The following is a 13847-nucleotide window of genomic DNA, read 5'->3' as shown; positions in this document are numbered from 1 at the left end:
AAGGCCACGTTGCCTTGCTTGCATCTCGATCGGGGCACATTGTTCGATGGATTACTCGCGAGGTGAACATATGCGGTTGGCTTTTATAATTGCGCTTTCGACTGTTACATCTGCCGCTCCGCTAGGTGCTCAAGCGAACAAATGCACCGATGATAAAGGGCAAGAACGCTGCGGCCTCGACGCGCAAAAGAGTCAGCAAAACTCATATGGGGTGTCCCCGATCGAAGACCTTGCGGCAAAAAGATCGCAAGTAATCCGCGCGTTTTTCGTGGACGGCTATGGCCGTGATGCAGGCCTGGTGACCTTTGCCCGAGCACATGCATCAGAACCAAACGTGGAATGGCGCGGTCAACAGGGCAAGAACGGCGAGGCTCCTCGCATGCTGTTATCCGCTGTTGTGCCCCTTGCTACTTGGGAGTCTTTGCAGGCGGATGCGTATGCGTTCGATCGAACTCTAACTTCGGAAGCTAACGAAGCAATACCGTCTATTTGCCTGCACTCTTGGGTTGTGCGGGTCGAGACTGTGGACGCACGTGGGAAGATACGTCAAGCTACGCAGAGCGCCTGCGATGAAGGCCTCGCTGTTCGATATGGCTTTAAAATCGCGAGGGCGGCCGTGTCGTCACTGCCGTCATGCGCTCTGCTTGATCCTGACAAGACGCGAAACGACGTAACGCGCCTAGCTGAATGTGCTATCTTAGCCGGTGATCGAGCCGCAGCAGCACAAGCTTTCAATGCCTACCACACGACGTGGTTTGCCAATCCCCGTGGTCCCGACTTTGCACGGGCGCTTCAATATATGTTTTACGATCGAGCCGAGCTTTCTTGGCCAGGTCAACCAGCAGTTGTTGGCTCCGAAGACGCTGCGAAGGTATGGGCAACGTATGCCGGATCGAACCCGTTTTTTGCCACTCGTATCTATGGTGAGACGGCAGACCGGGTAAGAATAGAAGGCAGCATCTTGATGGATGCCCGACAGCCCGACGCGCTTCGCACGCGTGTGCCGGCGACGATGACCTGGACGCGTGAAAACGGCTTCGGCTTTCGCCTGAAGAGTCTCTCGAGCGCTTCACCGACACGGAAATAATACGCTCAAGCGCCGTGTCGCTGGATCATTGGTGCAAAACTCACAAATTCTGTGTCACGCTTTGAAGCGCCCGAATCTGGGCACGCTCATGATGCGATGTCCGAAGCACGATCACCGCATCATCGACGCCGCCCCTACCGGCTCCACCGTGCCCAGATCGCGGTCGGGAGGGCCAGGCCGCGGGCTTCTTCGCGTACCGCCAGTTCGCCGGCTTCGACCTTGCCGGCCAGGTCGGCGAAGGCCTGGGTCAGCATCTCGCCGATCGCGAGCGCGGACATGCGCACCGCATAGACGGTGAGGAAGAGGAAGCGCGAGTCGGCGTCGAGGAGGCGGCGGCAGTCGGCGATGAGGGGGGGGAGGTCTTCCTCCAGCCGCCAGACCTCCCCGTCGGGGCCGCGGCCGTATTTGGGGGGATCGAGGAGGATGCCGTCGTAGCGGCGCCCGCGGCGGACTTCGCGGGCGACGAACTTGCGCGCGTCCTCGACGATCCAGCGGATCGGTGCCTCGGCAAGGCCGGACAGGCAGGCGTTGGCGCGGGCGGCCTCGACCGATTTCTTCGAGGCATCGACGTGGACCATGCGCGCGCCGCCCGATCCCCCACGGGGCGCGGCCATCGCGCAGGTGCCGACGCCGGTATAGCCGAACAGGTTCATGCATTCGGGCACGTCCAGCCCCGCGACCTGTTCGCGCATCCACGTCCATACCGGCGCCATGTCGGGGAAGAAGCCGAGGTGGCGGAACGGGGTCGTCTGCGCGGTGAAGGATACGTCGTCCCATTTGAGCGTCCAGCCTTCGCGCGGCGTGGGTTCGGCGAACCTCCATTGGCCGCCGCCGTCTTCGTCGGCGCCGGGGACGAACTCTGCGGTCGCGTGCCAATCGGGGCTGGCGGGCGCCCACATCGCCTGGGGTTCGGGGCGGATGAAGCGATAGCGGCCGTAGCGTTCCAGCTTGCGGCCGTGACCGCTGTCGATCAGCGCGTAATCGGGCCAGGGTTCGCCGACGAGGGTGTTCAGGAGCATGGCCTTATTGCTGGTCGCCCTCACTGTGGGGTGACAAGACATGCTGGAGTCGACGGGGAGGGCCGGTTGTTCCCGGAACCCGGCGGTTGAACGCGCGGATTTCTGGGGTTTTCGGGGGGATGTTGCGGTTCGGCGGGGTGGGCGGGCATGTCTAGAGTCATCTCGCAAATATACATTCCTTGGACAAGAGAGGCTGGAGTCGGTGGCGCGTGGCGGCGGGGCTTCTGAGAAACCTCTTAGTGGCGGAAAAGCGTCGATTCAGGGGTTCCTGAGACGGTGGTGGCGCGGGAAAACGATCGCCTCGGGCCTTGCGGAAGTGGGCGGTTAGGTCGCCCACTTCCGGACAATCCGCCCACTTAGCCCAACTCACGGGAAAGTCGTCACTTTCCCCGCTGCGGCGGCGGCAAGCCCGCCTGCTGACAAAGATGTAAGTGGGCGGATTATTTCCCTTCCATCTTGTTCAAAGCTGCCAATTGGTCAGCAAACTCTTCAAGCTCTTCGTCGCTCGCCTCGGGTAGGCCACCGGGCACATCCGCATACGCGGGAAAGGCGTCCAAGGTGGAGCATTCGGCCTGCTTCGTTATCCGAGCGTACCTATAGTCGTCGGGATCACCGGCCTTCGTGGCGGCGTCATTCGCCTTGGTAGCGGCTGCGCAGCGTTCCCGCGGCGTTCCGTCGTTGGCTTCCAGAAAAGCCAGCTCCTTATTGGCGCGGTCGAGTTCCGACGAGCATGCGGACAAACCGATGAGCAGCGGGATTATGGAAAGGCGTCTCATATCTTCCTGCCGATAAAGATGACGCGGCCGACGATGTTGATCTCTTCCTGCAACGCTTCGTCTTGAGGCACCCGCTCGTTGTCTGAGAGAAGATATACGCAGCGCGCACGAACGCGAAGTCGCTTTATCATAGCTAGGTCGCCGACGTGGAACGCCCAAATCCCATCCTGCTCACGCACGTCGCGCTGGGACCGATCAATCAGGACCATGTCGCCGTCCTGAAGCGTCGGGGTCATCGAATCTCCGACGCCGCGGGCGATGGTCAACTGATCAAGTGGAGAATTGGTGATCGTCGCCAGAAACTTTCTCGGTAGAAGGTGGGTCCGTGTTGGTGAGAGATTCTCGGCGAAGCTCGCACCCATACCATAGGCTAGGTCGACTTCCTCTACCTCGATCAATCCTGAATTCTCGCAAGGTGGCTGATCAAGCTGATTGCGGAGTGGAACAGTGCTCCAGTCTGCGCGGAGGAAAGGTTCAGGAGCAGCACGGCTGGACACGCCAGTAAGCAGCCATTCTACGTCCGTATCCAGCGCGGCTGCCAAGGCGGGTACATTCTCTATGGGGTACGGGCGTCCTCCCGGCCAATAGTTAGTCATAGACTTCCTGTTGATCCCGGCGAGATCAGCCAGCGCCATCTTCTTGATGTTCAACTCCTCAGCGCGCGAGCGCACCCGCGCCGACATAGCCGCTACAAACGGGGATTGACTGTCTCCGTTTGTAGGCTCATGGTCCACGATCATGGCATCAGGAGGAGCGGGCGTGCTCATCACCGATCAACATCCCGAAGACATTAAGGCCGTTTTGCGCAAGCGGTATGGGACCGTGCGCGCGTTTGCGCACGCTCGCGACCTCAAGCCGCAATCTATTGCTGACTGGTTTCGCGGCAGAACGAGCGCACGGGTGACCGATGCGATTGAGGCAGAACTTCGTGAAGCGAAGCACGGGAATGAAGCCGAACAGTCCATAAAGTTGGACGATAGCGCGCCCAACGCGGCTGTGCATCGTCTAAATGCGGGGGCGCGCTAGACATGGGCGTTGCTCCATCGGTCACTCACCTGCCCGCGCCTGGCGGGCATCATCGCAATCCCAATTTCTGGGGCGATCTGGACGTGCGCGAACTGGTGATCGCGACGCATCGTCAGATGACGGGCAAAGACGCGATCATCCATATCCGCGAGCGGGTCGGCCCGGCACGAACCCCCAGCCATTCGGCGCTATCGCGCGCATGGAAGCGGCTGGACCCGCTGGCTGCGCTCGGCGTGATGGGCGGCAGCGTTCTGCCGGTGCCGTGCGAACTCCCTTCGGGCATCGTACATCGCGATCCGTTTTTCTGGCGCGATGCGCCGGTGCGCGACGCCGTCGTCTCTCTGCACCGCCAGGTCACCCTGGCCGAAGCGAGGCAGCGGATCAGTGCAGCGTTCGGGGCCGAACGCACACCAAGCAAGTCCGCACTGTGCCGCGCCTGGAAGCGGTTGGACACGGTGCTGGGGGCGCGCCCGGCGCGAGGAGCGCGGGCATGAAGCTGATCGGCGAACCCGGCCCCGAGTGGCAGCATGCTTTCGGCGGCGCCCAGAGCGCGCCGAGCGGGAGCCTTCATCAAGAGGAACTTCCCGACTTCGTCCTGATCCGCACGAATGAAGTGGACGAAGGCGATCGGCTGCGACCGGTCGATCCGGTATGGGCTCAGGCGCTTGGCCAAATTATGGCGCGCGACGGTCAGGACACGCCTGTCCAAGTGTGTCGCCTGCCGGGGCGCAACCGCTGGACCCTCGTCGTCGGCGCTCACCGTCTCGCCGGTGCGATGCTCGCGGGCATTGAGTACCTACGTGCAGAGGTAGTCAGCGCCGATCGCGATACGCGACGGTTGCGTGAGGTACGCGAGAACCTGTGGCGGTCCGACCTGACGCCGATCGACCGGGCGGCGTTCATCGCTGAGGCGGTTTCGATCTACAAGCAACGTGCAGGGATTGATCCGGCTCGTGATGGACGCGTCGTTTCCGCTGCCGCGCGGTGGCAAAAGCAGGTGAAAAACGAGGCTGCCGATGCAACCGTCACGATGACGGGTGTATATGGGTTCACCGATCAGGTGGCTTCGGAACTCGGCCTTTCCAATAGCACCATCGAACGTGGCTTGAGGCTCTATCGAGGCCTCTCGCCTTCGCTGGTCGAGAAGCTGCGGGCCGCAAGGCACCCGGTTCTAACCAACGCCACCCACCTGCGCGCGCTGGCCAAGCTGGATGCGCATGCGCAGGCGAAGGTGGTCGAGCTGCTGACGGTGCCGGGCGCCAGCCTGAACTATGGGCAGCCGAAGACGGTGAGCGAGGCCATCGCGCATCCGCTGGGGCCGAAGCCTGCGAAGGCGAAGGCTGGTGCCGACGACAAGCGGCTGGCGGCGTTCATCGGCTCCTTCCAGCGGATGGGCGCTGCGGAGCAGAAGGGCGCGCTGGAGCATTTGGTGAAGCACCTGCCCAAGGGCACGCGGATCGTGGATGGCTCCGAGCCGAGGCCGCAGGCCGCGTTCTCGCCTCAGCATGTAAAGTATCGCGACGAGGCGCTGGCGGCGATCGACACGATGCGTGAGCTGGTCGACGGGCTGCTCGAAGACGAGGTCATCAAGGACGAGCGCGCGAGCGCGCTCGATCGTGCGGTCGTCGCCCTCGCGGTGACGCGCCTGACGATTGCGGGCAACGGGTTCGATCTCGGCTCGCAGGAGGGCGACCAGTGATCCGCCCGCAGCACCTGCGCTTGGTCGTCCGCGTCCTGCTGATCGTCGTGATCTGGGAGGCGCTGCTCGTCATGGCGCTCGGTCTCGTGGACGTGCTGCGATGAGAGACTGGCTCTTCCATGCGCGCCGTCATGTGGCTGCGCTCACCGCCGAGCTGCCGGACGACACCACGTTGACCGAGCGCCGCAAGGTGCTGCGCGCAGGCGGCAATCGCTTTCACGGCGGCACCTTCTGGGGGCGGCGCCAATACGGACGGGCGTGCCGCGAATATCTCGAACGGCACGGCCAGGCACCCCGGCGGATCGCCGCCGCGCCGACCTTCGCCCCCGACATCATCTTTCCCTGGAGGAACGCATGACCCCACGGCAACTTGAGGTGCTCGACTTCGTGCGCGAGGTGATCGCGGTTGCGCAGATCGTGCCGTCGATGCGCGACATCGCGAGCCGGTTCGGCATGGGGCTGTCCCAGGCCCATGCGACGCTGACCGCGCTGGTCGATGCGGGCCTGCTGGAGCGCGGGCCGGAGAAGACGCGGTTCCTGCGGGTGCCAGGCCTGCCGGACCTGCGCGCAGTGCCGACTGATGGCCTGGCCGCCGAACTGGCGCGGCGGGGCACGACGCTGGCGTCGCTCGATCCGCGCGCACCGGCGGCGTTGGGGCGGCAGCGGACGTGCGCGGCAGATACCTGCGGGGTCGCGGTGCAGAGCGGCCACCTGATGTGCCGGTCGCATTGGCATGCGCTTTCGCTGGAACTGCGCGAGCGCATCCTGAAATCCAACGCGCGTCGCGACCGGCCCGTTTTCGAGCGGGCGGTGACCGAGGCGCGCGACCTGATCGACAGCGGCGCGTGGCGGCGGCGAGCATGAGCGCGCTGCTCATCGACATGGATCGCGAGATCATCGCGATGTGGGACGACGGCGCGTCGGCGGCAGAGATCGCGGCCGCGACCGGCGTGGGCGAGCCACACGTCGAAACGGTCGTCGCCGAGGTGGGCCGACGCTTCGACCATGTTCCGTTTTCGCTCTGGATCAGCAGCGAGCATTGGGAGACCGAAGCATGACGCGAGCGCGCGATGATGCGCACGGGCTGACGGCGCGGGAGACCGCCGTCGTCGATCGCCTGGAAGCCGGCGACGACCGCAACGCCATCGCCGCGACGTTCGGGGTGACGCGCGCGACGATCGACGTGATGGCGCAGCGCTATGTCATCAGCGGCGTCCAGCTGAACGGCTTCGACGCGATGGTGCGCGACGGATCGCGGCGACTGGCCAAGGCGGTGGCAGCTACCGGCGGGTGTTTCCGGTGATGGCGCGCGAGAGCGAGGCCCAGCGGGTGCGGCGGTGCCGTCAGCTGTTCGAACGGGCGCTGGCCGCCGGCACGACCATCGCCGCGGCGCGCGATGCGGATGCGCGGGAGCATTGGCGAGCGGTCGAGCGGCGGCGCGACACGCGCTGCGGAACCGAGATCGAGGACGAGGGGCGGCAGCTCACGTGGTGGCAGCGGTGAGCGAGGTCGTGAGCCTGCCCCGGCGAACCACCGGTCGTCGCGCGCCGTCCAGTCTGCGGCCTGCCCCCCTAGACCAGGCCGAGGTCCAGTACCTCGTGCAGCTGCTCGACCGGATGCCCTCTTCCAACCGGCAAGGAGAACGCCCGTGAAGAACAAGCTCATGGACCTGAACAATCACCTCTTCGCGCAGCTGGAACGGCTGGGCGAAGAAGGCCTGAACTCCGAGCAGATCGAGCAGGAGGCCAAGCGGGCCGATGCGATCGTCGCGGTAGCGGACCAGATCGTCCGCAACGCGGAGATGACGCTGCGCGCCTGCAAGCTCGTCGCCGATCATGGCGATCGCTTCGCGCCGCAGATGAAGATGATCGCGGGCGGCGACGCGTGAAGGGAAAGCCAATTCGCTACAGCGCGGTCGAACTCGCGTGGCTGGAGGCGAACCGCCTGCTGCCGATCGGCGAATACGCCGTCGGCTTCGCCGAGGCCTTCGGTCGTGCGGTCGATCCGCGCAACCTGCACGGCCTGCGCAAGCGCAAGGGTTGGCGAACCGGTCGCACCGGCCAGTTCGCCAAGGGATTAGTGTCGCACAATGCCGGCAAGCCGATGCCGTCCAGGGGCCGGTCCAGCGAGACCCAGTTCAAGCCCGGCCAGCTGAGCGGAACCGCGCTGCTGAACCGCAAGCCGGTCGGTTTCGAAAGGTTGAGCAAGGATGGGTATCTTGAGCGCAAAATTCATGATGGCCTGCCGTACCGGTCTCGTTGGCGGGCTGTACACCTCATCCGCTGGGAAGAGCTGAACGGCCGTGTGCCTGCCGGACATTGTCTCAAGAACCTCACTGGCGACCGGCTCGATACCGATCCGTCGAACTGGCGTTTGATTTCGCGCGCGCTGCTGCCGCGGCTCAACGGTGGTACGCACAAGAAGCTGCTCGCCTACGATCAGGCGTCTCCGGATGTAAAACCCACCCTGCTGGCGCTCGCCGAACTGGCGCACGCGACCAAGCGCAGCCGGGGGCCGCGAGTATGAGCTGGCGTCTCCGCTTCACCACCCAGACGTGGATAGCCTGCGAAGATGACGGCCAGGTCGAGGGCTTCTCGATCCGGGTGACGTGGTTCGCCTGGGAGATCGAGGTCTGTTTCGGCCGCCACAACGGGCGGCTCCGCTGATGCCCGTCGATCCTCGCATCCAGCGCATCCTCGATGGGCCGATGACGACGGCCACCGACCTGCGCTTCGCGGCGAGGAAGGGCTACGTCCAGCCGCCTGGCACCGGCCCGTTCGGCGAGACGTGCGGATCGTGCCGTCACCGGCGCCCGACGTCGTGCGACAACCGCACATGGGTCTGCGGCCTTGAGAGCCGGCACATCGACGTGCCCATCGCGTCGGCGACGAAGTCGTGCGCGCGCTGGGAGACGTCGTCCCGGTGACCAAGCGGCGCGCCTCGATCGACGCCAGCCAGCTGGGCTTCACGTTCGACCCGCCGATGGCGGCGACGAGCGATGCGGACCTGGCCGGGCTGGATCGCATCATCGCGGCCAAGGTCGGTCTGGCGCTGAAGGGAGATTCGCGGGGGCGTCACGAGATCGCGGGTGCGATGTCGGCGCTGCTCGACGAACCGGTTTCGAAGGCAATGCTCGACGCATACGCGGCGGAATCGCGCGAGGCGCACAACATCTCGGGCGCTCGGCTGTTCGCGCTGATCGCGGTGACCGAGCGGTTCGACCTGCTCGACCGCCTCGCGCGCCGGATCGGCGCTGCGCTGCTCGTCGGCGAAGAACTGCACACCGCCCGGCTCGGTCATCTGCGCGCGCAGCAGCGCGAACTGTCGGCCGAAATCAAGAAAATGGAACAGGCGGCGACGCCGATAAAAAGGGGCGCGAAGTGAAGCCGGGCGGGGGAAAAGAGTGGTTCACGGCGGCCGAGCTGGCGGACCTGGCGCTGGCCGGCCTCGGCGGCGTCAAGCGGCGGATCAACGAGCGTGCAGCCTCCGAGGGTTGGGCGCTGCGGACGGGCAAGTGGGACGAACCGCTGGCGCGGCCGCGGACGGCGCGGGGCGGTGGCCTCGAATATCATATCAGCGTGTTGCCGGCGGCCGCGCGGGTCGCGCTGGCGGCGATGGGGATCGCGGTCGTCGCCGACATCGTCGATCCGCCCGCGTCGGCGGCGCTGACGGGGGCGGCGCTGACCGGCGCGGCGCAGCTCTGGCGCTGGTTCGACGGCGCGTCGGACAAGGTGAAGACCGAGGCGGCGCGCCGGATGACGGCGATCGGCGAGATCGAGACGTATGAGGCCGCGGGGCTGACCCGGTCGGCGGCGGTAGCGACGGTGGCGGCGATGTCCGCGATCGGCGCCTCGACGCTCTGGAGCTGGTTGGGGCTGATCGAAGGCGTCGCGGCGTCCGACCGGCTCGCGTATCTCGCGCCGCGGCGCGCGGGTGGCGGCGCATCGGCCGAGGTCGAGGCCAGCTGCTGGCAGGTGTTGCTGTCCGATTACCTTCGTCCCGAAAAGCCGACCTTCACCGAATGCTACCGCCGGATGGTGCGCGACTATGCCGCGCCACGCGGAATCGCAGTGCCGATCGAACGCACCCTGCGGCGCAAGCTGGAGCGGGTGGACGGTCGGCTGATCATCGCGCGCCGCGAAGGCGCCGAGGCGCTGCGGCGCTCCATCCCCGCACAGGAGAGATCGGTCATGGAATTGCATGCTCTGGAAGCCGTCAACATCGACGGCCACAAGTTCGACGTGTTCGTTCGCTGGGAAGACGGCCGCATCGGGCGCCCGATGATGGTGGCGCTCCAGGACATCTACAGCCGCAAGATCGTCGCGCACCGGATCGACGAGAGCGAGAATGCACTGGTGACCCGGCTGACGTTCGCCGACCTGTTCCGCGACTATGGCATCCCGAAACACTGCCTGCTCGACAACGGCCGGGCGTTCGCCAGCAAGCTGATCACCGGCGGCGCGAAAAGCCGGTTTCGGTTCAAGATCAAGGCGGAAGAGCCGACCGGCATCCTGACCGCGCTGGGCATCCACATCCACTGGGCGACGCCGTACCGCGGCCAGTCCAAGCCGATCGAGCGGGCGTTTCGCGACCTGTGCGACACGATCGCCAAGCACCCGGCGCTGGCTGGCGCGTACACGGGCAACCGTCCCGACGCGAAGCCCGAGAATTACGGATCGAAGGCCATCCCGATCGCCGATTTCCGCGCCGTCTGTGCCGCAGGAATCGCGGCGCATAACGCACGGCCGGGCCGCAGGACCGAGACGGCGCAAGGGCGCAGCTTCGACGACGTGTTCGCCGCCTCCTATGCGGTGGCGCCGATCGGCAAGGCGACCCCTGAGCAGCTGCGCCTGGCGCTGCTCACCGCCGAGGAGCGGACGTGCGATCGGGACACCGGCGTCGTGACGCTGGAGGGCAATCGCTATCACGCGGCCGAGCTGCGCGATCACACGGGCAAGCGGGTGACGCTGCGGTTCGACCCCGACGATCTGCACGGCGCGGTCCACGTCTATGACCGCGCGGGCATGTTCATCTGTACCGCGCCGGCGATCGGACGCGACGGGTTCTTCGACAAGGCGAGCGCCGGCAAGCGCAAGGCGCAGGAAGCCGATCTGCGCCGCACGGTGCGTGAGGTCGAGCGGCTGACCGATCTGATCGATGTCCAGTCGCTCGCCGCGCTGATGCCCGCGCATCCGGATGAGACTCCCGCGCCGATCGCGGCGGTCGTCCGGCCCGTGCGGCATCGTGGCCAGACGCGCGCGGCGCTCAAGCCCGTTTCAGAGGCCTCTCAGGCGCTCCTCGACGCCGCTCAGGGCAGGCCCCTCGCCCCCGTCATCGACCGGCTCGCCGGGCTGCGGCTGGTCGGCTGAACGCGCGCCCGGCGCGGTCCGGGCAATGAAGGAAGGAGAATTTGATGTTCGCCAGCATGCACGATCGGATCGGGCTGATCGCCACCGAAGACAGCGACCGCGAGCAAGAGATTGGTGCTCGATGCCCCTCCCATCTCAAGATCATCCTCGTGACCGGACACGTCTTCGATAACCTTCGCCTGATCGACGGTCTCAATTCGCATGATGACGAGACGTTCGACGTCATCGAAGCTCATCACGATCACCCCGGCGGCGGCGTGTCCTGGACCATCGTGTCGGCACATGTGGTCGCGATCGAGCAGGCCTTTCCGACCGAGGACGAGATCGTCGCGGCAAAATTAAAGAATTGAACCTGTTGGCCGCGCGGGGGGTGCCACCCCCGCGCGACCGCTCACTACAAGCAAGGACGCGCGTATCATGAACAACCCCGAGGCACTACCGCTCGACATTGCCGAGCAGCAGGCGTGGCTGTCCGGTCACAAAGCCGAAACCGGCCTCAGCTGGTCGCAGCTGGCGCCGAAGATCGGCGTACCCAACGGCACGCTCAGCCAGTTCCCAACCGGCGCCTACAAGGGCGATCTCAAGAAGATCGCCGAGGCGGTCTATCGCTATCGCCAGCTGCTGATCGCGCAGGCGGAAATCGCGATCGAGATGCCGGAACCGCCGGCGTTCTTCGTCACGCCGACGACGCGGCGGATCATGACGATGCTGACGATCGCGCAGCGCGGCCGGATGACGGTGATCGCGGGTGGCCCTGGCACCAGCAAGACGGAAACCTGCCACCATTATCAGGCGAGCGTCAGCAACGTCTGGATCGCGACGATGGCGCCGTCCACGTCTGGCATCCCGGCGATGCAATATACGGTGCTGGAGGCGCTGGGCGTCGACGTCGATGGCCGCAAGGGGACGACGGTCGCGCTCACCGCCAGGATCAAGGGGCTGCTCGCCAACACGGGTGGGCTGCTGATCATCGACGAGGCCCAGCATCTCGCGGGCAAATCGCTGGAAGAAATTCGCAGCTGGCACGACGATCCCAAGGTCAGGATCGGGGTCGCGCTGGTGGGCAACGAGGACGTGCTGACCCGGCTGACGCTTGGCAGCCGCAAGGATGAATTCGCGCGTCTGGCCAGCCGGATCGCGCAGCGGATGATCTTTCGCGGGCCACAGGACGGCGATGCACTCGCCCTGGCGGATGCGTGGAACGTCATCGACGACGATCAGCGCGCCTTCATCGTCGCCACGGCGCGTCAGCCTGGTGGGCTGCGCACCTGCACGATGATGCTGGAAACCGCGTTCATGCTCGCATCCGCCGAGAACAACACGCTCCAGGTCGCGCACCTCCACGACGCCTGGGCGCATCTGTCGATCCGGCAGATGGCGGCGTGAGCGCCTGGAGCGCCCTCCGGGCCGGGCACCCGTGGCTGTTCGTCGAGTGCATCGCGATCGTCGCGTGGCTGCGCGACGGTGACACGATCGCGTCGATCGCCACCCGCCTTCAACGGCGCGTCACCGAGGTGCGCAGCGCGATCTATGGAGACCCGGCACATGGCTGACACCCGCACGGAACGGAGTCCGGCGCGGTTCGCGGTGGGCAAGCCGGCGACGTTCGACGCCGGTAGCCAGCATCGCCGGTCGATGCTGGCCAAGGTGCATATCGCCAAGAAGACGCTCGGCCTGACCGATGACGATTATGTCGCGGTGCTGCTGCGCATCGCCGGACGCGAGAGCGCGGGCGACTGCACGGCTGCCGAGCTGGACGCGGTCCTCACCGACTTCAAGCGGATGGGGTTTTCGCCCGAGGCGCGGCAGAAAGGTCCGCGGCCGGCCGATCATCCAGCGGCCAAGAAAGCGCGGGCGCTATGGATCTCGCTCGGGCTGCTCGGCGTCGTGCGCGATCCGTCCGAGAAGGCGCTGGAATCGTTCGCGCGTCGCCAGCTCGGCTGCACGCGGATGGCATGGGCGAACCAGGGTCAGGTGTACAAGCTGATCGAGGCGCTGAAGGCGATGGCCGAGCGCACCGGGTGGAGCCAATCGACCGAGGGGCTGAACGCTGCCGCGGTGCCGACCGTGCTGCGCCGCCGCCTGTGCGAAGCGCTGCTGGCCAAGCTGCATGCAGCCGGATTCGCGCCGGCCGACTGGAACATTCAGCGCGCCGCCTATGAGTTCGCGGGGGTCGAGATCGCTTTCGCCTTCGTAAGCGCTTCGACGCTCGACACGATCGCGCGCGCGTTCGCCGCCATCCTGACGGGCAAAAGGTCGTGATCGCCGCCCCCGCCACGCGTGGCTATGCGGTGCTCTACCGCGCGGCGCAGCTCTGCCCGTCCTGCGGCCGGGCGCACTGGCTGGTCGGTCGCCAGTCGGCCGAGTGCGCCTTATGCGGGACCGCGCTGGCGCTCGCACCGCGCGAGCCTGACGCGGCCGACGAAGTCGCCGGCCAGGCTTGATGCCACGCAGCGCGCAATGACAAGTCGGCCGGGGCCTGAGCTGGAGACGCTGATCGGCGAGGATGCGCTCGTGCGCCTCGCCGAGGCGTTCGGCGGCACCCGGCTGTTCGTGCCCGTCAAGATGTCGTCGGCGCACGACATCGCCAAGGCGATCGGGGTGGAGGCGGCGATGCGGCTTTCCGAGCGCCTGGCGCCCGACGTCATCCGCGTGCCGCTTGCGCGCGAGCAGCGGGCGCGACACTATCGGGCGACGGGCAAGAGCAATGCGCAGATCGCGCGCGCGCTGGGGCTGACCGAGTCGGGCGTCGAGAAGCTGTTCAAGCGAACGCGCCAGAACCAGGCGGACAGCCAGCCCACGCTCTTCGGCTGACGGTATCCGGCCTCGCCCGGCTTTCTTGCCCGCCTGGGCGGGCATGTTTCCGGGATC

The 13847-nt window shown here is 66.1% G+C and carries 24 protein-coding genes; 21 read left to right on the top strand and 3 right to left on the bottom strand.

What is annotated here, in order from left to right; all coding sequences use genetic code 11:
• The first annotated feature begins 70 nt into the window (after nucleotides 1–70).
• On the top strand, nucleotides 71–1087 hold the full coding sequence (locus VF643_RS10155) for a hypothetical protein (RefSeq protein ID WP_331043272.1): 1017 nt from the start codon (nucleotides 71–73) through the stop codon (nucleotides 1085–1087).
• 134 nt (nucleotides 1088–1221) lie between these two features.
• On the opposite strand, the gene VF643_RS10150 is transcribed toward VF643_RS10155, so the two are convergent.
• The 3 genes from VF643_RS10150 to VF643_RS10140 all read right to left on the bottom strand — a co-directional run bounded on the left by VF643_RS10150 (nucleotide 1222) and on the right by VF643_RS10140 (nucleotide 3649).
• Nucleotides 1222–2106: a class I SAM-dependent methyltransferase gene (locus VF643_RS10150; RefSeq protein ID WP_331043271.1), complete on the bottom strand. Its 885-nt coding sequence runs from the start codon at nucleotides 2104–2106 to the stop codon at nucleotides 1222–1224.
• Nucleotides 2107–2546: 440 nt separating this feature from the next.
• A complete protein-coding gene (locus tag VF643_RS10145) occupies nucleotides 2547–2882 on the bottom strand; it encodes a hypothetical protein (RefSeq protein ID WP_331043270.1) in 336 nt (111 codons plus the stop codon).
• Nucleotides 2879–3649, bottom strand: a complete 771-nt coding sequence (locus VF643_RS10140) for an XRE family transcriptional regulator (RefSeq protein WP_331043269.1) — start codon at nucleotides 3647–3649, stop codon at nucleotides 2879–2881. The genes VF643_RS10145 and VF643_RS10140 overlap by 4 nt, the downstream gene beginning before the upstream one ends.
• Between VF643_RS10140 and VF643_RS10135 the strand changes: the two genes are divergently transcribed.
• From VF643_RS10135 to VF643_RS10040, 20 genes are all read left to right on the top strand, one after another.
• Nucleotides 3642–3908, top strand: coding sequence for a helix-turn-helix domain-containing protein (locus VF643_RS10135; RefSeq protein ID WP_331043268.1), 267 nt, complete (start codon nucleotides 3642–3644; stop codon nucleotides 3906–3908). The two genes, VF643_RS10140 and VF643_RS10135, sit on opposite strands and share 8 nt — an antisense overlap.
• Nucleotides 3909–3910: 2 nt before the next feature.
• A complete protein-coding gene (locus VF643_RS10130) occupies nucleotides 3911–4402 on the top strand; it encodes a hypothetical protein (RefSeq protein WP_331043267.1) in 492 nt (163 codons plus the stop codon).
• On the top strand, nucleotides 4399–5607 hold the full coding sequence (locus VF643_RS10125; RefSeq protein WP_331043266.1) for a ParB/RepB/Spo0J family partition protein: 1209 nt from the start codon (nucleotides 4399–4401) through the stop codon (nucleotides 5605–5607). Before VF643_RS10130 ends, VF643_RS10125 begins: the two co-directional genes overlap by 4 nt.
• Nucleotides 5608–5707: 100 nt before the next feature.
• Complete coding sequence (locus VF643_RS10120; RefSeq protein ID WP_331043265.1) at nucleotides 5708–5965, top strand: hypothetical protein; 258 nt, start codon at nucleotides 5708–5710, stop codon at nucleotides 5963–5965.
• Nucleotides 5962–6471 (top strand): hypothetical protein, encoded by a 510-nt coding sequence (locus VF643_RS10115; RefSeq protein WP_331043264.1) that lies wholly within the window; start codon nucleotides 5962–5964, stop codon nucleotides 6469–6471. Before VF643_RS10120 ends, VF643_RS10115 begins: the two co-directional genes overlap by 4 nt.
• Complete coding sequence (locus tag VF643_RS10110; protein ID WP_331043263.1) at nucleotides 6468–6665, top strand: hypothetical protein; 198 nt, start codon at nucleotides 6468–6470, stop codon at nucleotides 6663–6665. Before VF643_RS10115 ends, VF643_RS10110 begins: the two co-directional genes overlap by 4 nt.
• The gene (locus VF643_RS10105) at nucleotides 6662–6910 is read left to right on the top strand and encodes a hypothetical protein (protein WP_331043262.1); all 249 of its coding nucleotides are present in this window, start codon (nucleotides 6662–6664) and stop codon (nucleotides 6908–6910) included. The genes VF643_RS10110 and VF643_RS10105 overlap by 4 nt, the downstream gene beginning before the upstream one ends.
• The gene (locus VF643_RS10100; RefSeq protein ID WP_331043261.1) at nucleotides 6898–7110 is read left to right on the top strand and encodes a hypothetical protein; all 213 of its coding nucleotides are present in this window, start codon (nucleotides 6898–6900) and stop codon (nucleotides 7108–7110) included. Before VF643_RS10105 ends, VF643_RS10100 begins: the two co-directional genes overlap by 13 nt.
• A gap of 145 nt (nucleotides 7111–7255) precedes the next feature.
• The gene (locus VF643_RS10095) at nucleotides 7256–7495 is read left to right on the top strand and encodes a hypothetical protein (protein WP_331043260.1); all 240 of its coding nucleotides are present in this window, start codon (nucleotides 7256–7258) and stop codon (nucleotides 7493–7495) included.
• The gene (locus tag VF643_RS10090; protein ID WP_331043259.1) at nucleotides 7492–8133 is read left to right on the top strand and encodes an HNH endonuclease; all 642 of its coding nucleotides are present in this window, start codon (nucleotides 7492–7494) and stop codon (nucleotides 8131–8133) included. The genes VF643_RS10095 and VF643_RS10090 overlap by 4 nt, the downstream gene beginning before the upstream one ends.
• Entirely contained in the window at nucleotides 8130–8273 is a 144-nt protein-coding gene (locus VF643_RS10085; protein ID WP_331043258.1) for a hypothetical protein, read from the top strand. Before VF643_RS10090 ends, VF643_RS10085 begins: the two co-directional genes overlap by 4 nt.
• Nucleotides 8273–8533 carry a hypothetical protein gene (locus tag VF643_RS10080; RefSeq protein WP_331043257.1) on the top strand — a complete coding sequence of 87 codons (261 nt, stop codon included), beginning with the start codon at nucleotides 8273–8275 and terminating at the stop codon, nucleotides 8531–8533. Before VF643_RS10085 ends, VF643_RS10080 begins: the two co-directional genes overlap by 1 nt.
• Complete coding sequence (locus VF643_RS10075) at nucleotides 8503–8991, top strand: hypothetical protein (protein WP_331043256.1); 489 nt, start codon at nucleotides 8503–8505, stop codon at nucleotides 8989–8991. Before VF643_RS10080 ends, VF643_RS10075 begins: the two co-directional genes overlap by 31 nt.
• Nucleotides 8988–10976: a transposase domain-containing protein gene (locus tag VF643_RS10070; RefSeq protein ID WP_331043255.1), complete on the top strand. Its 1989-nt coding sequence runs from the start codon at nucleotides 8988–8990 to the stop codon at nucleotides 10974–10976. The genes VF643_RS10075 and VF643_RS10070 overlap by 4 nt, the downstream gene beginning before the upstream one ends.
• Nucleotides 10977–11020: 44 nt before the next feature.
• A complete protein-coding gene (locus tag VF643_RS10065; protein ID WP_331043254.1) occupies nucleotides 11021–11326 on the top strand; it encodes a hypothetical protein in 306 nt (101 codons plus the stop codon).
• Between the two features lie 67 nt (nucleotides 11327–11393).
• The gene (locus VF643_RS10060; protein ID WP_331043253.1) at nucleotides 11394–12362 is read left to right on the top strand and encodes an AAA family ATPase; all 969 of its coding nucleotides are present in this window, start codon (nucleotides 11394–11396) and stop codon (nucleotides 12360–12362) included.
• Nucleotides 12359–12529 carry a hypothetical protein gene (locus tag VF643_RS10055; RefSeq protein ID WP_331043252.1) on the top strand — a complete coding sequence of 57 codons (171 nt, stop codon included), beginning with the start codon at nucleotides 12359–12361 and terminating at the stop codon, nucleotides 12527–12529. Before VF643_RS10060 ends, VF643_RS10055 begins: the two co-directional genes overlap by 4 nt.
• Complete coding sequence (locus VF643_RS10050; protein WP_331043251.1) at nucleotides 12522–13238, top strand: regulatory protein GemA; 717 nt, start codon at nucleotides 12522–12524, stop codon at nucleotides 13236–13238. Before VF643_RS10055 ends, VF643_RS10050 begins: the two co-directional genes overlap by 8 nt.
• Nucleotides 13235–13420, top strand: a complete 186-nt coding sequence (locus tag VF643_RS10045) for a hypothetical protein (protein WP_331043250.1) — start codon at nucleotides 13235–13237, stop codon at nucleotides 13418–13420. Before VF643_RS10050 ends, VF643_RS10045 begins: the two co-directional genes overlap by 4 nt.
• Before the next feature lie 16 nt (nucleotides 13421–13436).
• Nucleotides 13437–13790: a hypothetical protein gene (locus VF643_RS10040; RefSeq protein ID WP_331043249.1), complete on the top strand. Its 354-nt coding sequence runs from the start codon at nucleotides 13437–13439 to the stop codon at nucleotides 13788–13790.
• Nucleotides 13791–13847 lie beyond the last annotated feature (57 nt).

The sequence above is a fragment of the Sphingomonas sp. genome (genome assembly GCF_036387595.1).
GTDB lineage: Bacteria > Pseudomonadota > Alphaproteobacteria > Sphingomonadales > Sphingomonadaceae > Sphingomonas.
This window is presented reverse-complemented; position numbering and strand designations above follow the sequence as displayed.